16 protein-coding genes are annotated in these 20306 nt (G+C 56.1%); 11 read left to right on the forward strand and 5 right to left on the reverse strand.

Going from position 1 to position 20306, the window contains the following annotated elements:
• Positions 1 to 65: 65 nt before the first annotated feature.
• The 6 genes from ACQCLF_RS09060 to ACQCLF_RS09085 are packed head-to-tail and all read left to right on the forward strand — an operon-like array spanning position 66 to position 6147.
• Positions 66 to 1397: an alkaline phosphatase PhoX gene (locus tag ACQCLF_RS09060; RefSeq protein ID WP_426986439.1), complete on the forward strand. Its 1332-nt coding sequence runs from the start codon at positions 66 to 68 to the stop codon at positions 1395 to 1397.
• Between the two features lie 30 nt (positions 1398 to 1427).
• On the forward strand, positions 1428 to 2156 hold the full coding sequence (locus ACQCLF_RS09065; protein ID WP_426986441.1) for a MotA/TolQ/ExbB proton channel family protein: 729 nt from the start codon (positions 1428 to 1430) through the stop codon (positions 2154 to 2156).
• On the forward strand, positions 2146 to 2541 hold the full coding sequence (locus ACQCLF_RS09070) for an ExbD/TolR family protein (RefSeq protein WP_426986443.1): 396 nt from the start codon (positions 2146 to 2148) through the stop codon (positions 2539 to 2541). Before ACQCLF_RS09065 ends, ACQCLF_RS09070 begins: the two co-directional genes overlap by 11 nt.
• A 28-nt stretch (positions 2542 to 2569) precedes the next feature.
• On the forward strand, positions 2570 to 2986 hold the full coding sequence (locus ACQCLF_RS09075; protein ID WP_426986445.1) for an ExbD/TolR family protein: 417 nt from the start codon (positions 2570 to 2572) through the stop codon (positions 2984 to 2986).
• Positions 2983 to 3735, forward strand: coding sequence for an energy transducer TonB (locus tag ACQCLF_RS09080; RefSeq protein ID WP_426986447.1), 753 nt, complete (start codon positions 2983 to 2985; stop codon positions 3733 to 3735). Before ACQCLF_RS09075 ends, ACQCLF_RS09080 begins: the two co-directional genes overlap by 4 nt.
• Before the next feature lie 51 nt (positions 3736 to 3786).
• Positions 3787 to 6147: a sialidase family protein gene (locus ACQCLF_RS09085; protein WP_426986449.1), complete on the forward strand. Its 2361-nt coding sequence runs from the start codon at positions 3787 to 3789 to the stop codon at positions 6145 to 6147.
• Here the strand turns inward: ACQCLF_RS09085 and ACQCLF_RS09090 are convergent.
• On the reverse strand, positions 6108 to 7910 hold the full coding sequence (locus ACQCLF_RS09090; protein ID WP_426986451.1) for a DUF4153 domain-containing protein: 1803 nt from the start codon (positions 7908 to 7910) through the stop codon (positions 6108 to 6110). The two genes, ACQCLF_RS09085 and ACQCLF_RS09090, sit on opposite strands and share 40 nt — an antisense overlap.
• Before the next feature lie 222 nt (positions 7911 to 8132).
• Between ACQCLF_RS09090 and ACQCLF_RS09095 the strand changes: the two genes are divergently transcribed.
• From ACQCLF_RS09095 to ACQCLF_RS09105, 3 genes are all read left to right on the forward strand, one after another.
• Positions 8133 to 8540, forward strand: coding sequence for a PH domain-containing protein (locus tag ACQCLF_RS09095; RefSeq protein WP_426986453.1), 408 nt, complete (start codon positions 8133 to 8135; stop codon positions 8538 to 8540).
• Positions 8503 to 8844 (forward strand): hypothetical protein, encoded by a 342-nt coding sequence (locus tag ACQCLF_RS09100; RefSeq protein ID WP_426986455.1) that lies wholly within the window; start codon positions 8503 to 8505, stop codon positions 8842 to 8844. Before ACQCLF_RS09095 ends, ACQCLF_RS09100 begins: the two co-directional genes overlap by 38 nt.
• A gap of 114 nt (positions 8845 to 8958) precedes the next feature.
• Positions 8959 to 9906, forward strand: coding sequence for an HPP family protein (locus ACQCLF_RS09105; protein WP_426986457.1), 948 nt, complete (start codon positions 8959 to 8961; stop codon positions 9904 to 9906).
• A gap of 75 nt (positions 9907 to 9981) precedes the next feature.
• Here the strand turns inward: ACQCLF_RS09105 and ACQCLF_RS09110 are convergent, their stop codons facing one another.
• Both ACQCLF_RS09110 and ACQCLF_RS09115 read right to left on the reverse strand, forming a co-directional pair.
• Positions 9982 to 10827 (reverse strand): 3-keto-disaccharide hydrolase, encoded by an 846-nt coding sequence (locus ACQCLF_RS09110; RefSeq protein ID WP_426986459.1) that lies wholly within the window; start codon positions 10825 to 10827, stop codon positions 9982 to 9984.
• 181 nt (positions 10828 to 11008) lie between these two features.
• Positions 11009 to 13912, reverse strand: coding sequence for a TonB-dependent receptor (locus ACQCLF_RS09115; RefSeq protein ID WP_426986461.1), 2904 nt, complete (start codon positions 13910 to 13912; stop codon positions 11009 to 11011).
• A gap of 395 nt (positions 13913 to 14307) precedes the next feature.
• Between ACQCLF_RS09115 and ACQCLF_RS09120 the strand changes: the two genes are divergently transcribed.
• On the forward strand, positions 14308 to 15957 hold the full coding sequence (locus ACQCLF_RS09120; protein ID WP_426986489.1) for an endo-1,4-beta-xylanase: 1650 nt from the start codon (positions 14308 to 14310) through the stop codon (positions 15955 to 15957).
• Positions 15958 to 15998: 41 nt separating this feature from the next.
• On the opposite strand, the gene ACQCLF_RS09125 is transcribed toward ACQCLF_RS09120, so the two are convergent.
• Complete coding sequence (locus ACQCLF_RS09125) at positions 15999 to 16451, reverse strand: SRPBCC family protein (RefSeq protein ID WP_426986463.1); 453 nt, start codon at positions 16449 to 16451, stop codon at positions 15999 to 16001.
• 241 nt (positions 16452 to 16692) lie between these two features.
• Positions 16693 to 17853, reverse strand: a complete 1161-nt coding sequence (locus ACQCLF_RS09130; RefSeq protein ID WP_426986465.1) for a hypothetical protein — start codon at positions 17851 to 17853, stop codon at positions 16693 to 16695.
• Between the two features lie 354 nt (positions 17854 to 18207).
• Here ACQCLF_RS09130 and ACQCLF_RS09135 point away from each other — a divergent pair, with 354 nt between their 5' ends.
• Complete coding sequence (locus ACQCLF_RS09135) at positions 18208 to 20124, forward strand: PQQ-binding-like beta-propeller repeat protein (RefSeq protein WP_426986467.1); 1917 nt, start codon at positions 18208 to 18210, stop codon at positions 20122 to 20124.
• The last annotated feature ends 182 nt before the right edge of the window (positions 20125 to 20306 follow it).

Consider the following 20306-nt stretch of genomic DNA (forward strand, 5'->3'; position numbering starts at 1 on the left):
GGAATGATCGTACCGTGGCGGATTTCTTTTATCTGTAATAATGGACTTTCACAGTTGGGTAGGACATGACCGATAACGCTATCAACGAACCTCTCTGCGGGCAGCGCAGCCGCTTCCAGCAAAAGCGCCGCCGCTTTCTGCAAAAAAGTCTGATCGCCTCCGGCGTTCTCGCCATCGGTCCTGGGTTGTGGGGTTGTACCACCCAGGGCTCTCCTCGCTCTGCCAAACCGCTCTCGCTGAAAAAGAAAGTCAGCAATATCCCTAATCTGGCCAATACGCTGCACGAGGTGGCTGTTGAGAATGACCCTGAAACCAGAATGTGGGTGCCTCGCGGTTTTAGCGTGCGCGAAGTCGCCCGCACCGGGCAGCGTCCATACGCGGCTTCGAACTATGTCTGGCACGCGCTGCCGGATGGGGGCGCGACATTTCCGATGGATGATGGCGGTTGGGTCTATGTATCCAACTCCGAGGTCGATGTATGGCGCCAGGGTGGCGTCGGCGCTTTGCGGTTTAACGCGCAAGGTGAGTTAACGGGCAGCTATTCCATATGCACCGGGACCACCAATAACTGCGCGGGTGGTCCCACGCCTTGGGGAACCTGGCTGACCTGCGAAGAGATTGACGAAGGGCTGGTCTACGAATGTGATCCGACTGGACAGCACGCTGCCATTCCTGCTCCGGCGCTGGGGATGTTCAAGCATGAAGCGGCGGCGGTGGACCCCGTGCATCGTCATATTTACCTGACGGAGGATACCAAGGACGGCAACTTTTATCGCTTCGTCCCCGAGTACTACCCGGAAGGCGGGCGAGCCGATTTGCGCAAAGGTCGTCTGGAGGTGGCTGTAGTATCCGGAAACAACCCATTGGACACTCGCGCGGTGCAATGGAAAACCGTACCTAACCCTGTCCCCCGTCTTGGAGGAGAAGATCCTCAGCGGCGCGAAGCACCCACACGCAAACAGGTTCCCGAGGCAGAAGTGTTCAATGGCGGTGAAGGCTGCTGGTATCACGAGGGCATCGTGTATTTCACCACCAAAGGAGATAACCGTGTCTGGGCGCTGGACACCCACGCTGACACGTTGGACCTGATTTACGATAAGCAATCCCAACAGGCTTTTAATCCCGGCATCGATGATGTCGATAACCTGGTGGTCTCCGCTGGCGGCGATGTGTTAGTCGCGGAAGACGGTTCGGAAATGCGCCTGGTGGTCGTTGGCGCTGATGTTACACCGTTTGAATTGGTCAATGTGATCGGGCAATGGGACTCCGAAATATGCGGTCCTGCCTTTAGTCCCGATGGCGAGCGTTTGTATTTCAGCTCCCAGAAAGGCTACACGGGCGATCACACCGATGGCCGCATCTACGAGTTGCGCGGTCCATTTTTTGTCGATGCCTGAGCATTTCGTTCGTGAAGTGAGGAGATTATTTTGAGTGATATCAATGTGCAATCGTTAATGGAACTGCTCGCGTTGGGCGGCCCGGTGGTGGCGGTTCTGATGTTGATGTCAGTGTATGGCCTGGCCATCGCCGGGCTGAAACTCTGGCAGTTCTACGCGGTTCGTCTGGGAGATCGGAAGTTTATCGAGCCCGCCCTTGACGCGTGGCGTAACGACGACCACACGACCGCGAGAAAAACGCTGGAAGGTAACGTCAACCCGATTGCCCAGGCGATGCTTCTGGTGGTGAAAGGCCACGAAGCCGGTATTGATGAGTCGCGTTTACGTGAGGAAGTCGCCCGTACTGCCGCGCGGGATATCAATGTGTTGCGCCGCCACTTTCGTCCTCTGGAGGTCATCGGAAATTTGGCACCGCTGCTGGGTTTGTTGGGTACCGTGATTGGAATGATTGCCGCCTTTAACCAACTGGAAGCCGCCGGTAGCCAGGTAGACCCGTCGGTGTTGTCCGGCGGTATCTGGGAAGCGTTACTAACCACGGCTGTTGGCCTGGTGGTGGCCATTCCTGCAGTCGCCATTCTCAACTTTCTGGAGCGTAACGTCGAACGTTTGCACGAAGATATGCAGGATGCGTTGAGCCGATTGTTCACGTGTAGAGCGTTCCGCCCGCTGGCCCATAGTCCAACGTTGCGGTCGGAAAAACAACGCCCTCGCACCGAAAGAAACGGCGCAATCGAAGGAGCCATGGCTGGTGCAAATTGATGTCGCTCCCCGCCGTAAGCGCAGTGTCAGTCTGACGCCGCTGATCGATGTGGTTTTTAACCTGTTGTTGTTTTTTATGCTGGCGTCCAGCCTGGCCCGCTGGAGCGGACTGGAGCTGGCTACCGGCAGTGAAGCCGCCGCGCCCGACGATGTGCCTTCGGCCGATGTCTATCTACTGACCACGGGAGAAATGCGCTACCGGGGAGATACCTTGGCGTTGGCCGCGCTGGCCGAACAATTGCGCCGCGAACTGGAAGCGGGCGAGATCGCTTCGGTGATTTTACGCGCGGAAGACGACGTGCGGCTGGAGGCCTTAGTTGAAAGCTTTGACCAGCTGGGCCACGCCGGAATACATACACTTGCGCTCGGTGAGCTGGCCGAGTAATGCTTAGCGTCACAATGTTATGCCTTTTATGTTAACACCGCCTGACGATTTTTTACCGCCGCTGTCTCGTCGAACCAGTAACGCGGAAGACAACGTGCTGCCCCTGATCAATGTGGTGTTTCTGTTGTTGATCTTCTTTATGGTCAGCGGCACGTTGATGCAGGAGCCCCCTTTTGAGCTATCGCCGCCGAGCACTCAGCACGCCGAGACGCAGGAGTCGCAAGCCGACTATCTCGCCATCGGTGCAGACGGGCGGTTGGCTTGGGCGGGGGAAAACATCGATAAAGACGAGCTGAGCGAGCGCCTGGCGCAACGCGCCAATCCGGATAGCCCGTTACACGTTCGCGCGGATCGAAAGCTGACGGCACGTGACCTTAACGACCTGCTGGCCGCCTTGCGTTCAGGCGAGGTCGCCCAGATTCAACTGTTGACGGAAAGCCGATGACTCTCCAGCCACAAACCCTCCACTGGGTGGTTGCGTTAACGGCGGCCGCTGCCGTGCATGTGATGGTGATGGTGCGCATGGGCGTTGAACCGCCCGTCACGCAGCGCGCGGAAGACCCCGGCGCCCACTCCATTACGATCGCGCTTGCTCCGCCCCCGAAACCCGCCGCTCCCGAGCCGGTGGCTGCACCCGAAGCTCAGTCAGAACCCCAGCCCGAACCTGAACGTGCGCCGGAGCCTGAGCCTTTGGAATCCCCGGTGAAAGCCCCGGAGCTGGAAGAAGAACCCGAACCTGAACCCGAGCCCGAACCCAAGGAAGCGCCTGAGCCGCAACCCGAGCCTCAACCAGAGCCGGAGGAGGTGGCGGATGCAGATACTGAATCACGGGACCGAGCCAGTGACGAAACGGCCCAACAAACCGCCGACCGAAAGCAGGCCGGGGCAACCGGTGGCATACAGGATGCGCCGCCGGATTATCGCACCGAGGTCAGCGCCTGGCTGGAACGGCACAAGGAGTACCCGATGAGCTCGCGGCGCAAAGCCGAGCAGGGCATGGCCATGGTGTCGTTCACCTTTGATCGCGAAGGCAACATTCTCGAATATACCTTATTACGGCCCACCGGCCACGCCAGCCTGGATGAAGCCGTGCAGGCGATGCTCGAACGGGCTGACCCGTTGCCTAAGATGCCGGAGCATCTGACTCAGGCGCGAATGACGTGGACGCTGCCGGTGTACTTCCGGCTCAACTGAGCCGACGGTAGTTCTCCCCTTGTTGATACTTCCAATGCTGTGAGAATTCTTATGCCTGTATTCTTTAAAGCGCTTCAGCCCACTGATTCCGATTCGGGTTTATCGAAGCGGCGCACTCTTTATAGCGGGTTGTGGATTGCGGCGGCGATGCTCGTCGTCAATGGGTGCAGCACCGGGAATAGTGCATCGGGACATGACGAAGCCGCCGAACAGGTTTCTGCGTTCCGCGTACGCACTGATTTTTCCGCTGCGCTCAACGCCGACAGTGGTTGGGCCGCAGAAACGAACCAGACGGCTCAGGTGTGGGCGGACGACCCTTTTCGGTTGCGTCTTGAAATCGAGCACAACGATGCCAAAAAGCCTCGTCAGTACACGTTGCAGGTACGTCGTAACGAAGGCGACTGGCAGCCGCTGCATGCCGAAAACTTCCCGCAGCCGGCCAAGGAGCTTGAGCTGAACTTTGAGCAGCGCCGAAAAGGAGCGCCCAGTGAATACTGGCAATGGGTCAGCGGTTCTGAAGAGGCAATGATCTGGGTCGGTGATGCCGAAGCCGGTGATGCCGAAGAAAGATACCTGCAACTGACAGCCGACGAAAGCCCGGCTCTTGCGCTCGCAACCTACCACACTCATTGGTTACCCGTAGAATTCGCCGCTGACGTTCGCCTGCCTAAAGGACAACAAGGAAGCGCTGGCCTGGTTTTTGACTACGAGGATGCGGGAAATTACCGGCGTGTAGACCTGGAAGCGGGCGCCGGTTTGCATTTGGTACAGGTAACCGATGGTGAACAGCAGGTGCTGGCTTCTCACCCGTTTGATGTCCCAACCGGTCAGTGGGCTGAGTTAAAAATCATTATGCGGGGGCAGGACATCACCGTTGAATACGCCGATGAAGCGCTGGTTTTCACCGAAACCATGAGCAACATCATTACCTCTCCCCGGGTGGGGGTGTTCGCCGAGCCCGGCAGTAGCCTCCAGCTACCGGCTATTGTTATTGAGGGGCTGCCCGGGTCACCCCGTATCAGCATTATCGAAGCGGACTCATTTGATCACGGCGAGAAAACCCATGATTTATTATCGGGTACTGATCGTCCCTACCAGGGCGGGGCGGGCATCAGCTTTGCCGAGCAAACGCCTATACAGTCAATGAGCCCGGGTCAGAGTGAGTGGGAGTTTCCCATAGTGATTCGCCGTTTCTCAGATGGCGCCGCGTTGAATCAAACTGGAGATCGGTTTGAATTTCGCGTTGTGAACCAGTCTGGCGAAGTGCTGCCGTCCGTCACGCCCCTGTCCGTCAGCCTTGCTGTGCCCGAACAATTACTGGGCGGCACCTTTGTAGAGACACCCATGCGTATCGGTCCATGGCAAGCGTCCAGCGGAGATTTGTATTTCCTGATGGAGCCTGCTGAAACCGACAATAGGCTCATGACCGTCAAGTCCAGTGATGGGGGGCGTACCTGGGTGGAAATGGACGGTGCTAACCGCCCGGCTACGGGCGATCTGGAAGGATTTGCGTCGATGATGGCCGACGATGAAATCCACATGTTGCACCAGACATCCGATCACGTGTTCTATCATGTATTCCGCACGGCGGATCACTCCGGGCAGCCAGACACCTGGGCCATTCGGGATGAACGCCTAGCGTCACCCGAAGAGCCGCCCACTCAGGTGGCGGACATCGCGGTGCGTTCTGATGGCAGTGTCGTCGCGGTATATGGCGGTCCAGAAAAAATTCACTACCGCATTCGCTCTCCGGCGGGTAAATGGAGTGAAGAAACGGTGGTCGACCGTGATCGTGCCCCCAATCTGTCAGGTCCATCCATGGTTTTGGACGCTCAGGATGTCGTACATTTGACCTATACCGGGGATGATGGCAGCGCATGGTACCGACAACTTCGTCCGAATGGCGAATTGACCGAGCGTCAACCGTTTGCGTTCGGCCTGGGAGCCGGCAGTGAGGATATTGGCTCGATCCTGCCGCTGGTTTATCTGCCTGAATCAGACTCGGTCAGTGTGATTTATCGGCTTGCCAGCGGCCACTTATGGGAAAGACGTGTTGGACCCCAGGGTGAGTTCTCTGAACCGGTGCAGGTGACCGAGCGCACAGTCGCGCAGAACGCCGTGGACTCTGATCAGACCGGTGCCGATGCCATTGCTTATAAGGGCAGCGTTCAGGTGTTGTTTATCGACGCCGACACAGGTCATCTCTATTACACCTCGCGCGCGGCGGATGGAACATGGCACGACGCCGAACCCCAAGTGACCGATGCCAACGTGCAATGGGTGCGCGGCGCCGTGGTAAAAACGGCGCAGGGCAAGTCGGTTTACGGTTATGTATATGACGCTGGTGCCGACGGAGGCTCGGGCAAAAACCGCTACGGAGAAGTTCCGCTTTCGAGTACCGCTGGGAATTGAGTGCGGATGTAGTCATCCGATAGCGATAGTTGGTAGGTGCAGTTTCCGTTGCGCCACATCAGGTGATCGCTGTCGGCCACGGCAAAGGGTTGGTCCAGCGCTACGTTTATCGGCGATTCACACAGCGACGGCCGTGCGGTGCCGATACGCTCCCACCGCTCGCCACGCTGGTGCCAGACCGGCCAGCTTCTCCAGTGTTGCCGAGCGGAGGTGATCGCGCGGTAGTGTTCCCCCTGAAAAGTGAAATCACCGAGCACACAATGGCGTAATCCATCCAGGCATTGTTGCGTGGTGTAATCGTCCGAGTCCAACGTGTCGAAAAAGGCGTCGCTGATCGTCGTGCCGGGCAGCAGCTCGAACTGCGTGCGGCGCCAGTCAGTGTCGTTCTGTTGCTCGGGGGGACGACGTTTCTCCCAGCGGGTTCGCGCTGCGAGAGCTTGTTCTATCCGGGTCTTCAGCTCAGGATGTTCGGCAACAAAAGCGTTGGACTCAAGGCGCTTCAGGGCGCGTGTTCCATAAGTGCTTAAGTGAAAACGCAGATAGTTTTCGTCGAAGGTCTCCGGCGTTGTAGTCCCATCCAGCAAGCGGGCGACCTGGTTGTTGGCCGAGAGCTTGTAGAAGTTTAAAAACGGGGTATGGACCAGAATCAGGGCCAGGGCCAGCACACCACCCAACAGTGTATTCCACTGCCGAACCCGCACGATGGGAAGTGTTCGGTAGCGTAAAATCAGTACTGCGTAGCCGATGCTGAACAGGCCGATAAAGATCTCGACGAACAGCCCCCAGAGCCGACTGACCGTTAACCCATATTGTTCGATGCGCAGTCCCAGAGACCAGCCGGCGAGTATCACCGTCACGGGCAAGAGCACCAGTGTCAGCAACAGCAGCCGTCGCAGCCAGGGCAGTGCGGCGAATGGCTGTTCGTGCTCGGCTACGACGGCGTTGAAAAAATACAGAATGATGGTCGCCAGCCATAACATCAATGAGGCGGCAAAGCCGGTATCCCACAGCGGGGCAACCCCGGTGAACGGTAAAGCAGCGAGAAACAATACCAGGATAAACGCGGCCAGGGGTAGCAGGGCGCGGGTAAGAATCTCACACAGGCGACGCACGGTGGCGATGAGGTTTTCCCGGTCCCGAATCAGCCCCAGCCCCCAGCCGCCGACCAGGCCGGTAACCGGATAAATAAATTCCGGCTCCTCAAATAAGTCGATAAAAAAGCCGATGCCGATAACGTTGAACAGTTCCGCCCAGAGAAACAGCAGCAACCAGAAAACCACAATAAACAGCAACAGGAAGGCCTGAGTCAGTGCAATTCGCCAGGAATTATCCAACAGTGCTGGATAATCCAGCCGGTGGTGTTCGCGATGAGTGCGAAAGAAAAAACCCAGAATAAACAGGGCGAGCAGCAGGCCGCATGCGAGGGACGCAATACCGCCGTGATGCTGGAGTGATTCGCTGCCTTCCGGTGAACTGAGCCAGCCAGCCTGCCATCCTAGCCAGAACAGTACGGTGGCCAGCCCTCCGGCGGCCACCGCATTGGCTCGATCCCGCCAATGAATCGCGCCGAAGTAGAGAAACAGAGGCACACCAATCGCTACGGTATAAAGGGCGTAGAGCCATTCGGGGGAGGAGGTCGGCCAGAGTCCGTGATTGAGGGTTTTATGCAGTGCCAGTAAGCACAAAGACTGCACCACGCCCAGTACCATCAATGCCAGGCGGTTTTCCCTTGAGAGACCATTGTTGTTCATATTGCTGCTCATAATTCCATTCCACTTCCCATCGTTGTGTTAAGTTTCACCTTTATAGCCCTTGACTTTTAATCTTTTCCGATCAATAGTTTTTGTGATGTGGCAGGCAGGCTTTTCCGCTGGAACTATACAAATGGATCGGGTCTCGAAGCAACGCCGGGCTTCACTGTCTTCACGGACCCGGAATGCTATGATGGTCATTCATTGGCGCCACACAACCATAAGGAGTCCACTGTGAGCGAACTCTACTCTGAACACCCGGTGATGTTTAAAAACAATCCCCTCGGTTTTATTGCGAGTGTCATCCTGATTCCCGTATTTGGCATCGGGCTGCTGATTTTGTTGTGGTGGTACATCCAGACGCGCAGCTCAAAACTGACGGTGACTGACCACGACATTCTGTTCGAGGAAGGGCTGCTCAGTAAGCAACGCTCGGAGTTTCGCATTGGCGGGATTCGCACGGTGCGAGTGTATCAGAGCTTTTTTGACCGGATGTTCGGGGTGGGCGCCATCAGCATCTACACGGCCGGGGATCAACCCGAGATTGTCGCCAAAGGGATGCCTGAGCCGAACCGGGTGCGAGAGTTGATCAAGGAACGCCAGAATGGCAGCCATGTGGGAGGAGCTGGCAATGCGCGGTGATGAAGACCGGCGGGATAAAAACGAATCCCGCAAAATCGCCATCGTGTTGATCTCGCTGCTGGTTGTGGTGGGCATCGCCGCTCTGTTATTACTGCCTTCGTTGTCCGAGTTCGCCGCCGTTCATCTGGAGCCGGGGCTTGGGCTTAAAACCGCGGCCATCATCGCTTTCTTCGTGACGGTGGTGTTGTTTCTGGTGTTTGCCGTGGCCGCCGGGGACGGGCTGCTGGGTGAGCTGCAGTTCATGTTGCTGGGCTTCTTTGCCTTCTTCTTGATTTTCTGGCTGATGATCGCCTGGATTTTCTAGCGCGCTCCATCAGCTATCAGCGCTTCCTTCGGCTTTTATACCAACCTTCGGCTCCCGATCGAGATAGAAGGCTGGTATGCTGCGCCCTTTTTTTGGTGCGAGAGGGCTTTGCACGTGTTCCTGTCATTCCTGTGGCGCGAGTTACGCGCCTCTCTTGGTATTGAGCGAAACACTACCAGCCATGGGGAGAAGCTGATTTCCGCGGCGGGTGCTTTCCTTGGCATTCTGGCGGTCTATCTGGTCTCCCATTGGTATCTGCCGGACACTGGTGCGCTGCTGATGCTAGCCTCGATGGGGGCTTCCGCCGTGCTGTTGTTTGCCGTTCCCCACGGTGCCCTGTCGCAACCCTGGGCGTTGCTGGGTGGGCATTTGGTGTCCGCCGCTGTGGGGGTGACCTGTCAGATCCTCTTGCCCGACTCACTCTGGACTCCCGCATTGGCGGTGGGTGTGGCCGTGGGGGTGATGTATTACCTGCGCTGCATCCACCCGCCCGGTGGTGCCACCGCTTTGGCGGCGGTGATCGGTGGCGCCGGCACCCACGAGCTGGGTTATTACTATTTGCTGATGCCGGTTTTGCTTAATGCGCTGACGCTGCTGGCGCTGGCGGTGCTGTTCAATGGACTTTTTGCCTGGCGTCGTTACCCCGGCCATTGGAGTCGGCGCCCGGCACACAAGCCCAAAGCCGCGTCCGCGTCTGAAGGGGTGATATCGTTCTCTCAGGAAGATCTGGCGGCGGCCATGATGCAGTTGAATTCCTATGTGGATGTTACAACGGAAGAATTGATTGAATTAATGGAGCTGGCTCGAGAGCACGCCGAGAGACAGGTTGAGCACCCGGCGCAAATTATCGTCGGCCGCTTCTATAGCAATGGCGAGGTCGGGCATCGCTGGTGCGTTCGCCAGGTGGTGGACGAAGGCGATGCGGCTCGCAAAGACCAGGTTATTTATCGTCATGTGGCGGGAATGGACGTCGGGGAAACGGGCCTGTGTGAGCGTGAGACGTTTCGGCAGTGGGCGCGCTTCGAAGTAGTGAAGGCTGGTGGCCGTTGGATTAAACGGTAGAGAATGAGAGAGCGTTAGGGAAGGCGGGGCACCGTTCTTGTGGTGCCCTCAATCCTTCAGTTTTCCAGGTAAGAATCAGTACTCGCAGGCTTCCGTGTCGTTGGCGATAAAATAGGATTTGTAGTTCGTCGCCGACTCGTCCATGCAACCTTTGAGGTTTAACAGCCGCACAGAACGAAACTCAATCGGTGCGCTTTCCGCCTGCAGGGCAATGTAGCCATCGTGCAGCAGCGTGCCGTCGTCCAGTTGCATACCGCTGTAGCGAATCACTTCCTCGCCATTGACGCGGTGGATCGCCAGCTCGTTGCCATGCACTTCCACTTCGGCATTGACCCACTGGTCACCGTGGTAAGTTTTGCTGGTGGACTCGATAATGTGGTCCGTGCGAAGCTCCCCCTCGTAAACCGCATGCGTGCCGGGGGTGACCAGGTTGGAGGTGTGCCGGTCGTCAGTGCCGTTGCCGCCGAGCAATTGTACTTCCATGCAGGCGGGGTAGCCCTGGTGCAGTTCCATATCGTAGGGTGACTGGGCGTGATACATGATGCCGTTGTTGCGAATCGCCCACTCTGGCGCGCCTGCTACCTGTTCGCCCACGAAGCGGTATTCCACATCAATGCGGTAATGGGAAAAAGGGGCTTTGTAGAAAATATGGCCCCAGCGTTCGTTCAGCTCATCGTATTCGTCGTAGCTGACCACGATTTTCCCGTCTTGAACCGAAAACGTGTTGAGCGCGTTTTCACCCACGGGATAACCGGCGATCTTGATGATCCAATTGTCCAGATCCTTACCGTTGAACAACTCCATCCATTCTTCCTGATCAGGATCGTTCTGTACTTGTGCAGGGTGAGTGTCCGGGGAAGAACAGGCGCTGAGAGTGAGCGTCGCCAGCGCGGCCAGCGACAGGTGTTTAAGGGTGAGCATGTTTATTCTCCTGAATCGTTATGATGATGGTCACCGGAGTGCGAGTGACGATCATGCCGAATTTTGCCAGTAAATCCAAGTTTTTATATAAAAAGGCCGGTGGGCGTAAGCCTCACCGGCAATGGACAGTGCACGATGATAACGCATCCTTGTGCGCCGGGTCTCAACCGGAGAACGTTCCTTAAAATGATCCGCGAATACCGAGCGTATAAGTGGCGCCTGGGTAGAACGCATCGAACGTCACGCCTTCCACTTCGTGCCAGGAGCCGACGGGTTCATCGGTAATGTTGTAGGCATCAAAGGTAACGGTCAGGTTTTGGCTTTCCATAAAGGGCAGGCGGTAGCTGCCAGAGAAGTCCACCTGGGAGCGGTCCATGGAGATAATCTCGAACCCGTTGGTGTATCCGGCCACAGCGCCGTCCTGATGGTAGTACGTCAGGCGGGCCTGCAAACGATCCGTTTCGTAGAAAGCGGTAAAGTTGTACGTCCAATCGGAAATACCGGTCACGATGGCATCTTCGTCACTGGCATCCTGGCTGATGTGGGTGGCACTGGTATCGAACCCGAGGCCTTCCACAATGAAGTCCAGCGGCATTACCCACATGGCTTCATAGCCGGACAGGGTCGTGGAGCCATCCACGTTACTGCGTGTGGATACCTGCACGGAACATTGCGAGGGGCCCCCACACTCGGCCAGCGCCTGCTCACGGTCATCGCCAATATTATTGATGTCCATGCCGTATTGAGGAAGGTCCACAAAGTCCACGGTCAGAGTGTCGGAACGGGTAAAACCGGTGACTTCCTTGATGAAATGCGTGAAGCCCACGTAGCCGGTTGTGTCGAAATACCACTCCCCGCCGATGTCAAAGTTGGTGGCCTCAAACGGTGTGAGGAACGGGTTGCCCGCCCGCACTGTGTCGATGCCCGAACCACCCCAGGTGGAGTTGGGGAACATATCGGCGGGATTCGCGCGCGTCAGACTGCGCGAGCCACTCATACGCAGTTTTATGTCGTCACGCAGGTCGTACACCATACTGAACGAGGGCAAAATCTTGCTGTAATCCGCCTCGGTTTCACTGCTGACGGTACTCACGTTCTGCTGGGTGTCGACCCACCGCACGCCAGCGTTGATGCGCAAGGGGCGGTCGGCCACTTGCTGCTCAATGTTACCCTCAATATACAGGCCGAGCATTTCTTCACTGATGTTGCCCACCGTTTGACCAAACTGGTCGCCAGTGGCTTGAATCGGTTCGAAATCATCGTAACCCGTCGCCTCCTTGATACGCGCCCAATCCACCTGGGCGATACCGGTGTAGCCGCGGTAGCCGCTGATGTTGGAGCCGAGGTTGTTGACCAGGGAGGGGCCGAGGTAATCCGCAAAGTTGGCGTCGGCATCCGAACCATTCACAAAGTTTTCTTCAAATTCTGCGGTGCCGCCAAAGGCGTCCATATCGCTGGAATTTTCGTCCCAGGCAATGCCGAACTTCAGGCCGTTGATGTCGGCGTCTTCACCCAGCGCAAAATCCGCGTGAAAACCGGTCGTCTCCGTTGTGCGCTCGTTGCGTTGAATACGGAAGCGGTCACCAAACTTTTCGTTGCCCTGGATTGTACCGTCACCGTTTTGGTCGTACTCCTGCTGCCAGGTCCAGCCAATATCGGGGCTGGCTGGATCAACGCTGAAATTGAACGAGGGCAGCGTGCCGGTCATGCTGTATTGCATCGTGCCACCGGGCGACATATACAACACGTAAGGTTCGTCCCGCTCGAAGGTTGATCGCGTGTAGCTGGCCGAAAGGTCGGCCTTGAACGAATCGGTGATCTGCCAGGACAGACTGGGCATGACGCTGACGAAGTCCAGGTCTTCGTCGTACTGGTGCGAGCCTACCCACAAATGCGCGTTGTAGAACGTGGCATTACTGACATAGCCATTTTCATCCACACTGACATTTTCCGGAATGATGGCCGCGCCTTGATGCAAATAATTGCGGCGGCCCCACAACATCGCTTCAGTGCGGGTGAAGTCGCGCTTCGCTTCGGCGTACAGCGTGTCCAGTACAAACTCCATATCGTCGTTGGGTCGAAACTCGAACGAGAGCAAACCGGTCACGCGGTCGCGATCACCCACGGTGGTCATCGGTCGGCCCAGGTAGGGAAGCAGGGCGGTATCCAAGGTATCGGCATCCAGGCCGGAGGTTGCCACCGGGTCCACCGGGTCGCCCACCGCTACGCCGGGGTTGGCGGCGGCGTAATCCGGGGTGGCTTCCGGACTCCAGAAGAAGTGGTTAAACCCCTCGCTGCCTTCTATACAAGCGGAGTTAGTTTGCTCCGGGTTGCTCCATTCGGCCACACAGCCATCGGTGTATAACGCGACGGCCTCATAACCGTCGACCCGGAACTGTTTCTGTTCCCCGGCCAGACCAAACAGTACGCCAAAACGATCATTGGAGTTACTGTACATAAAAGAGTAGCGAGGGCTCACCTCCTCGCTCAACTCACTATAGGCGCCCTCAATGGAGTAGCTGACATGCTCGCCGTCGAAGTCAGAGGGTCGAGCCGTACGCATATTTACATACCCGGAGACGCCGCCTTCAAGTTGGCTGGCGGTTGCCGTTTTGGATACCGCCAGGCTGCTGAACAGTTCGGTGGGGAACAGATCGAGATCCACCTCCCGGTTGCGATTGCCGCTAGTCATGTTCCCGGTGGAGGCCACCGCCATGGAATTGCCGTTCAAGGCGATCTTGGTAAAGCTCGGTCCCAGGCCGCGCACGGAAATTTGCTGACCTTCCCCGGTCACCTCCCGGCTGATCTTTACACCGGGAATACGGTTGAGCGATTCGGCAAGGTTCTGACTGGGCAGGTTGCCGATGTCATCGGCAAAAATCACATCGCTGAACCCGTTGGATTCACGCTTGGCGTTGGTGGAGCTCAGCAAAGAGCCGCGGTAGCCGGTGACGACCACCTCCTCCAGGGCTGGCCCTGCGGCCTGCGGTGCTTCGGCAGCGTCCTGCGCCTGGGACGCCGCTGCGGCGCCGATGGCAAGGCTCAACAAACCCAGTTTGCTGAGTCGGAAAGTCGTTTTTTTCATGGTGAACAATCTCCAAGCTGGATTATCGTTATGGAAAGTTGGCGCATTATTCATTTTTACTCAATTGGGATGAGCGGAGGACAGGCCAAATTCTTATAGTCACTACGTCCTTAAGGTTTAAGGTAAGACATGTATACAAGTATGTCAATATCTGAGCGGTGTTTGATTTGGCAACGCTGTGCTGGTGATTGGCGGGATTCGTGACCCGGCCCACAAAGCGGAGAAATAAAGAAAGGAAGAGGTGCCGCCCTCTTAAGTTCAAATTGACAATAACTGGATTCGTGACTTAACTCATCACTGACGCCTACGGATCGGCAGTACGGAAGGGTGTTCAAACATCAATAATGACGTGAAACAGGAGTTCGAAAATGACAAAGCGACTTCGAAAAAGCTTGATGGGCGCGGTGGCGATCCTGATATGTGCACCGGCCGCCCAGGCGATTACTTCCGGCTCCGCCGAGGCCACGCTGAATGTCGATAATCAGTGGGGGTCCGGCTACTGCGCGACCGTTACCATCGACAATAACGGCGGGAGCGCGATTGCTGGCTGGGCGGTAGGGCTGAACCTTAACGGCAGTGCCATCAACAATCTCTGGAATGGATCGCTGAGCGGCGGCACAGTAACGCCTGCGGCGCACAACGCAACCGTCGGCGCGGGCGATAGCACCAATTTTGGTTTCTGTGCCAACGGGGGCAGTGTGGCGGAACTGGCGACGTTTGAAGTGGAGGGTGGCTCGGGTTCCAGCAGCAGTGCCAGCTCGGAACGCTCCAGCAGTTCAAGCAGTTCCACAAGCTCCAATCCCGGTGGTACAAACAGCGTAACCGTGCGCATGAGTGGTGTGACAGGTGACGAAAGTGTCAGCTTGAACATTGGCGGACAAACCATCGAAACCTGGACGCTGAGCGTCGGTATGCTGGATTACACGACAAGCACTAATACCACGGGTGAACTGCGTGTCGCCTTTACCAACGATGGTGGTGATCGCGATGTCCAGGTGGATTACATTATCGTCAATGGTGTCACGTACCAGGCCGAAGACCAGCAGGACAATACCGGTGCTTGGGACGGCGAATGCGGCGCCGGTTCCTATTCCGAAATGCTGCACTGCAACGGCTCGATCGGTTTCGGCAACCCGTTTGATGGCAGCAGTTCTTCCTCCAGCTCCAGCAATCCCAACCCCGGAAACCCGGACTTCCCGCCGTTCCATGTCGGCAACATCACCACCAATGGCGCTGTCCGCTCCGATTTCACTCAATACTGGGACCAAATCACCCCGGAAAACGAAGGCAAATGGGGCTCTGTAGAAGGCACGCGCGATCAGTACAACTGGGGTCCGCTGGATGCCATCTACGATTACGCCCGTGCCAACGATATTCCCGTGAAAGCGCACGTTCTGGTGTGGGGCAGTCAGCGTCCGGGCTGGATTGACGGTTTAAGCGCGGCGGAGCAACGCGCGGAAATCGAAGAATGGATCAGTGATTATTGCGCACGCTATCCCGACACCGCGATGATTGATGTGGTGAACGAGGCGCTGCCCTCGCATGCACCGGCGAACTATGCGCAAAACGCGTTCGGGAATGACTGGATTACTGAATCGTTCCGGCTCGCTCGTCAGCACTGCCCCAACGCGGTTCTCATCTACAACGACTACAACTTTATGACCTGGGATACCGACGCGATCATCGATCTGATTCGTCCGGCTGTAAACTCAGGTTACGTGGATGCGCTGGGCCTTCAGGCTCACGGACTGTACAGCCCGAGGGTGTGGACCGGCCCGGAAATTGAAGCCAAGCTGGACCAGATTGCCGAACTGGGTTTGCCGATGTACATCTCCGAGTACGACATTCAGGAGTCCAATGACCAGTTGCAACTCCAGTACATGCAGACGCACTTCCCGATTTTCTACAACCATCCCGACGTGGTCGGCATCACCCTGTGGGGTTATATCGTCGGTGCCACCTGGCGCGAAGGCACCGGCCTCATGACCAGCAATGGTCAGCAGAGACCGGCGATGCAGTGGTTGATGGATTATTTAAACCGCTAGGCGTTTAACGCCGGAGTGTCGGACAGGGACGTCCAGACACCTCATTCACCAATGTCCGGTTCCACGAGTTTCGCAAGCTGCTCCAGTGACTCCTGCCACCCCAGATAACACATCTCTTCGGGAATGACGGAAGGGATGCCCTCCTGCACAACACGTAAATCCGTACCGCAAGACACTTCGGTCAGTTCAATGGTCACTGTCATCTCGCCAGGCAGGTTCTCATCGTCAAAACGGTCCGTATGCTTAAGACGTTTGTTGGGCGACAGCTCCAAGAACTCCACGGTGAATGGTTGTCCCTCTCCCGTGCCGAAATTCGTAAAGGACATGCGATACCCGCCACCCACACGCAGATCAATCTCGTGCACCTTGCCGGTAAAGCCGTAGGGCGGCAGCCAATACTCCAGCGCCTCTGGCGTGGTAAAAGCCTTGTAAACCCGTTCGGCGGGTGCGCGTAGCACGCGATGCAGTTGTACAGTGCCGGTGTTGTCTGACATACATTCTCTCCTGATGATGAAGTTGATGTGAGTTCGTAGGGCATCGCGGGCAGGCTTAAAATCTCCCAAAAGGCCAGCATTACCTGCGACGTTCTTTCAACTGGTCGATCATCGAAGCCGGTATTCGACAGGTGGCCGAATTAATTTCGAGCGGAGGTGGCGTGCCTCCCACAGCTTTTGGGCTAGTTTATGTGGGCGAACAGCTTATTAAGCCCTTTTATCATGTTCAAGTAGAGCGTTTCTACTCATCGATCATGGCGCGCTCTCTATGAGCCTTCCGGGCTCGGGCCATATACAAGGATTCACCGGGTACGGAAATCGAAGTCATTAGCGAATGAACAAAATCATCAGGAGCGTTTATGGTGGGGTTGTCATCATTTAGCGGGAACGAGGCTCTGACCTTGACGAACTTGTCTTCCTTAATAAAGGCGTAGCTGGCCGTATATGCTTTTCCTGTCTGATCGGTGAAGTAGTGTCCATCCATAAACCCAATAACTGTGCCGCTTTGGGTGGGGGTAATCTGGGCAGCGCTGAGAGTGACATCCTGAATGTGCCCTTCTTTTTCCAGGAACAGGATTTCTGAACGAATATTCTCCATTTCAGCAGTGACAGCTTTCTCCTGATCGGTCCAGTCAATGGAGCGAATTGGGTAAACGAACACGTCAATATGATCAAATGCAAACTGTTCATGAATGTAGCTGACTATAGTGCCCATCAGCGGGTCATGGTACTGAAATCGATCGGTTTCCCGAAAACCTTTTAGTGTCTCGGGAAAGTGCAATTGCCCATAATCAGTAGACTCCATGACCTCCGCAATATGCTCGGCAGTGAAAGGGTTATGCTGATCAATGTGATCCATGAGCTTTTCTGCAAGTGCCTGGCCGACAAAATCATGATAATGTTCCCCTGCGTTCCTCCAGGAGATGGACTGGGTAGCCGGGAATTCCTCTGAATGCTGCTCAATGACTTCGCCGCGCCATAGTATGGTGAACTCGGAATTCAGTATCATCGCCTGCTGCATCGGAATTAGCATGAGGCTGGCACCGGAGGCGATAGCATTCGCGAAGCCTTTGGCGTCGTCAACGGTTTTTCTGGAGGACGATATAAGCACCTGAAACTCTGTGTTGAATCCACCACTAAGAACATGCTCGAACCTTCCACTATTTCTGAGCACACTCACCAGTGCGTTTATGCTGAAATCATTCTCCTTGCAGTGATGAACGATGGACTGACCTTTATACACGAGACAGTCTTCTCGGGCCGTATCACTGAGCGAGGCGTAGGAAACAGCGATAGGGGGAAGATCGGGGTTGGCGCTTCTGACCTGTGATGGTCCTTGATTGGTGGCGCAACCGCTAAGGGCAGCCAATGAGAAGATCAGTACCGTTGATAAAAATCGCATTTGATGTGTCCTTGTCGGGTCCTGGGAACTAAAAATACTTTTTCCTGCGGGGCTTCAAGGTTGAGCCGTACCTCATCGGAATAGGGTGATAGTTATATATGTTGTGACCATCAGTACGCTCGCTACTCCAACATCTCAGCGGCCTAATGCAACTCGCGTAAGGTGTTGAAACCATCCGCTCCCCGTTATAGCAGCCCTGCAGTGATTCGGCAATGGATGGTGGCGATGTGTCAAAAGCGGGTTGTTGCGATTATTATCGACTGGTGTTATCTTTTACGTAAAACTATGGCTTCTAGTCCTCTGGTTAAAGAAGCTGGCTCAAAATACTTAAAATTACAGTTTTGGGGAAAGAGAATGGAAGCTCCGTTCCAATGGCGCGCTTGCGCAATTATCGTTTGCCTCTCCTTGATATCCTGTGTCTCCCTGGCTGGCGAATTCTCTGTCCTGCCCGGCCAGGAGTTTGTGCGCTCCCCGGGGAAACCTGCCAAACAAACCCTGACTTTTTCTGCGCCGTTGGCTGGTGATGCTTATAAAGTCCTAATTCTGAATGGCCCGGGCTCGACAGCGCCGGTTACGTCCGGCACTGTTATATTTAATGGTTCTTCGTTGTTCAAACCGAAGCATTTCGGTGGGAACGTGGATGTGCTTGAAGCTAACGTCCACTTGAAAACCGAGAATGAATTGTCGGTAACCCTCAATGGGAAGCCCGGCAGTGGGTTCTGGCTACAGATCATCGGAACCGACGATGTTGCGCCGACCATTGACACGGTTGTTTCCCCGAAGGCCAACGCTGCTGGTTGGCATCAGTCACCGGTTACCGTGACCTTCACCTGTACTGACGACTTCAGCGGTGTGTCGACCTGCCCCGGGCCGCTAAACATTTCCGATGACGGACGGAACCATATGTTTTCCGTTACCGTCGAGGATCTGGCAGGAAACGAGACCAGCCAAACGGTGCAGATCAGTCTGGACCAGACACCACCGGACTTGGACTTCGTATACCCGGTTGACGGTGGACCGTTGGCCGATGCACACCCCATCGTCCAACTGCGCTTGACAGACAACCTCTCATTGGATACCTCCAGCCTGCAACTGGCGGCTGATGGTGAACGTGTGTCCTGCACACAATTGGACGATTTAGCTCATTGCCCTCTTTCGAGCGGTTTGAGTGCGGAAGCTCCAACCCATTTGCAAGCCAGCGTAAGCGACCATGCGGGCAACATTACCCAGGCGCAAATTACCCTGGCTCTGGATAGCGATAGTGACAGTGTTCCCGACTACGCGGACGCCTGCCCGGACACTCCTGCGGACGAGTTTGCCGATGAGAATGGCTGTGGCCCCTCGCAGAGAGACTCAGACGGCAATGGTTTTACCGACGCTGAAGAGCTGGAGGCGGGCAGTGATCCTTACGATCCACAGGAGCAGCCTGAGTTGAAAATCCTGGGCTTCAGTGCTTCGCCGCAGGTGCTTACCCAGCCGGGTGCAACCGCCCAGCTGTTCTGGCATGTGCAGGGCGCACGTGCCATTAGTTTGCGCAATGACGTGGATGATACGGTGCTGGAGGATCTTGCGCGCAACACGAGCGTCACCGTTAACCCGGTTATCTCTACTCGCTACACCCTCACAATCAACAACGGCAGCGAAAGCCTGAGCCAGCCCCTGGAGCTGCGTCTGGAACTGCCGCCTGAGCCCAGTTTGTGGGAAAGCCCCAGCCAAGCGCCGCTGACAGATGAGAATATCGCTTCTTCGCTGTCTGTCTCTCCCGAAGGCAGCAGTTATCTCGGCAGTTTTGATGGCAGCTTCCGCAAGATTGACGCTAATGGAGAGTTGGCCTGGACTCTGAAAAACTCCGGTCTTATTAAGGGCAAGACCCTGTTCGTGGAAGATTTGATCATCGTTGGCGCCAATACCGGCGGCCTGACCCACGACGGTGGCTCTGGCCGGGTGTACGCCCTGAATGCCGATCGCAGCATCCACTGGACTGTGGAGACGGATGCTGCGGTAATCGCCTCGCCGGTATTGAACCGCGACGGTTCAAGCCTGTTTGTGGCCAGCTATGGTGGGGAAGTGCTGGCACTCAATGTCAGCGATGGCCAATTGCTATGGCGCTATCAACTGCCTGACGGTGAGCGACTGGTGGCCTCTCCAGTCTATGTGGAGGCTCAGAGCGCCCTGGTCTTACACAGTACTCGTGGTTATCTTTATGCGCTGGCGGTAAATGCAACGCCGGATGAGGCGCGCCTGCTTTGGACGCGGGAACTGGCCCAGTAGGGCAATACAGCGCGTGGAAATATAAAAACATCTCGGACTGAATGGCTCGGACCATACAAGAAAATCGGATGCAAATCATGGATAAGTTCTTTTCTTGCAAAACCCCTATGAATTTTCTTGCAGGGGTGGCTGCCTTATTTATTGTTATGGCCTGTGCATCAGAGTCAACTCTTGCGGACGTA

Origin of the sequence: Marinimicrobium sp. ARAG 43.8 (assembly GCF_050113635.1) — a bacterium.
GTDB lineage: Bacteria > Pseudomonadota > Gammaproteobacteria > Pseudomonadales > Cellvibrionaceae > Marinimicrobium.

Bases quoted from the DNA above. Each gene is read 5' to 3' on its own strand.
- ACQCLF_RS09135 (WP_426986467.1), top strand. From the start codon at position 18,208: ATGGAAGCTCCGTTCCAATGGCGCGCTTGCGCAATTATCGTTTGCCTC.
- ACQCLF_RS09075 (WP_426986445.1), top strand. From the start codon at position 2,570: ATGTTAACACCGCCTGACGATTTTTTACCGCCGCTGTCTCGTCGAACC.
- ACQCLF_RS09115 (WP_426986461.1), bottom strand. From the start codon at position 13,912: ATGAAAAAAACGACTTTCCGACTCAGCAAACTGGGTTTGTTGAGCCTT.
- ACQCLF_RS09120 (WP_426986489.1), top strand. From the start codon at position 14,308: ATGGGCGCGGTGGCGATCCTGATATGTGCACCGGCCGCCCAGGCGATT.
- ACQCLF_RS09085 (WP_426986449.1), top strand. From the start codon at position 3,787: ATGCCTGTATTCTTTAAAGCGCTTCAGCCCACTGATTCCGATTCGGGT.
- ACQCLF_RS09080 (WP_426986447.1), top strand. From the start codon at position 2,983: ATGACTCTCCAGCCACAAACCCTCCACTGGGTGGTTGCGTTAACGGCG.
- ACQCLF_RS09090 (WP_426986451.1), bottom strand. From the start codon at position 7,910: ATGAGCAGCAATATGAACAACAATGGTCTCTCAAGGGAAAACCGCCTG.
- ACQCLF_RS09060 (WP_426986439.1), top strand. From the start codon at position 66: ATGACCGATAACGCTATCAACGAACCTCTCTGCGGGCAGCGCAGCCGC.
- ACQCLF_RS09100 (WP_426986455.1), top strand. From the start codon at position 8,503: ATGGCAGCCATGTGGGAGGAGCTGGCAATGCGCGGTGATGAAGACCGG.
- ACQCLF_RS09110 (WP_426986459.1), bottom strand. From the start codon at position 10,827: ATGCTCACCCTTAAACACCTGTCGCTGGCCGCGCTGGCGACGCTCACT.
- ACQCLF_RS09130 (WP_426986465.1), bottom strand. From the start codon at position 17,853: ATGCGATTTTTATCAACGGTACTGATCTTCTCATTGGCTGCCCTTAGC.
- ACQCLF_RS09125 (WP_426986463.1), bottom strand. From the start codon at position 16,451: ATGTCAGACAACACCGGCACTGTACAACTGCATCGCGTGCTACGCGCA.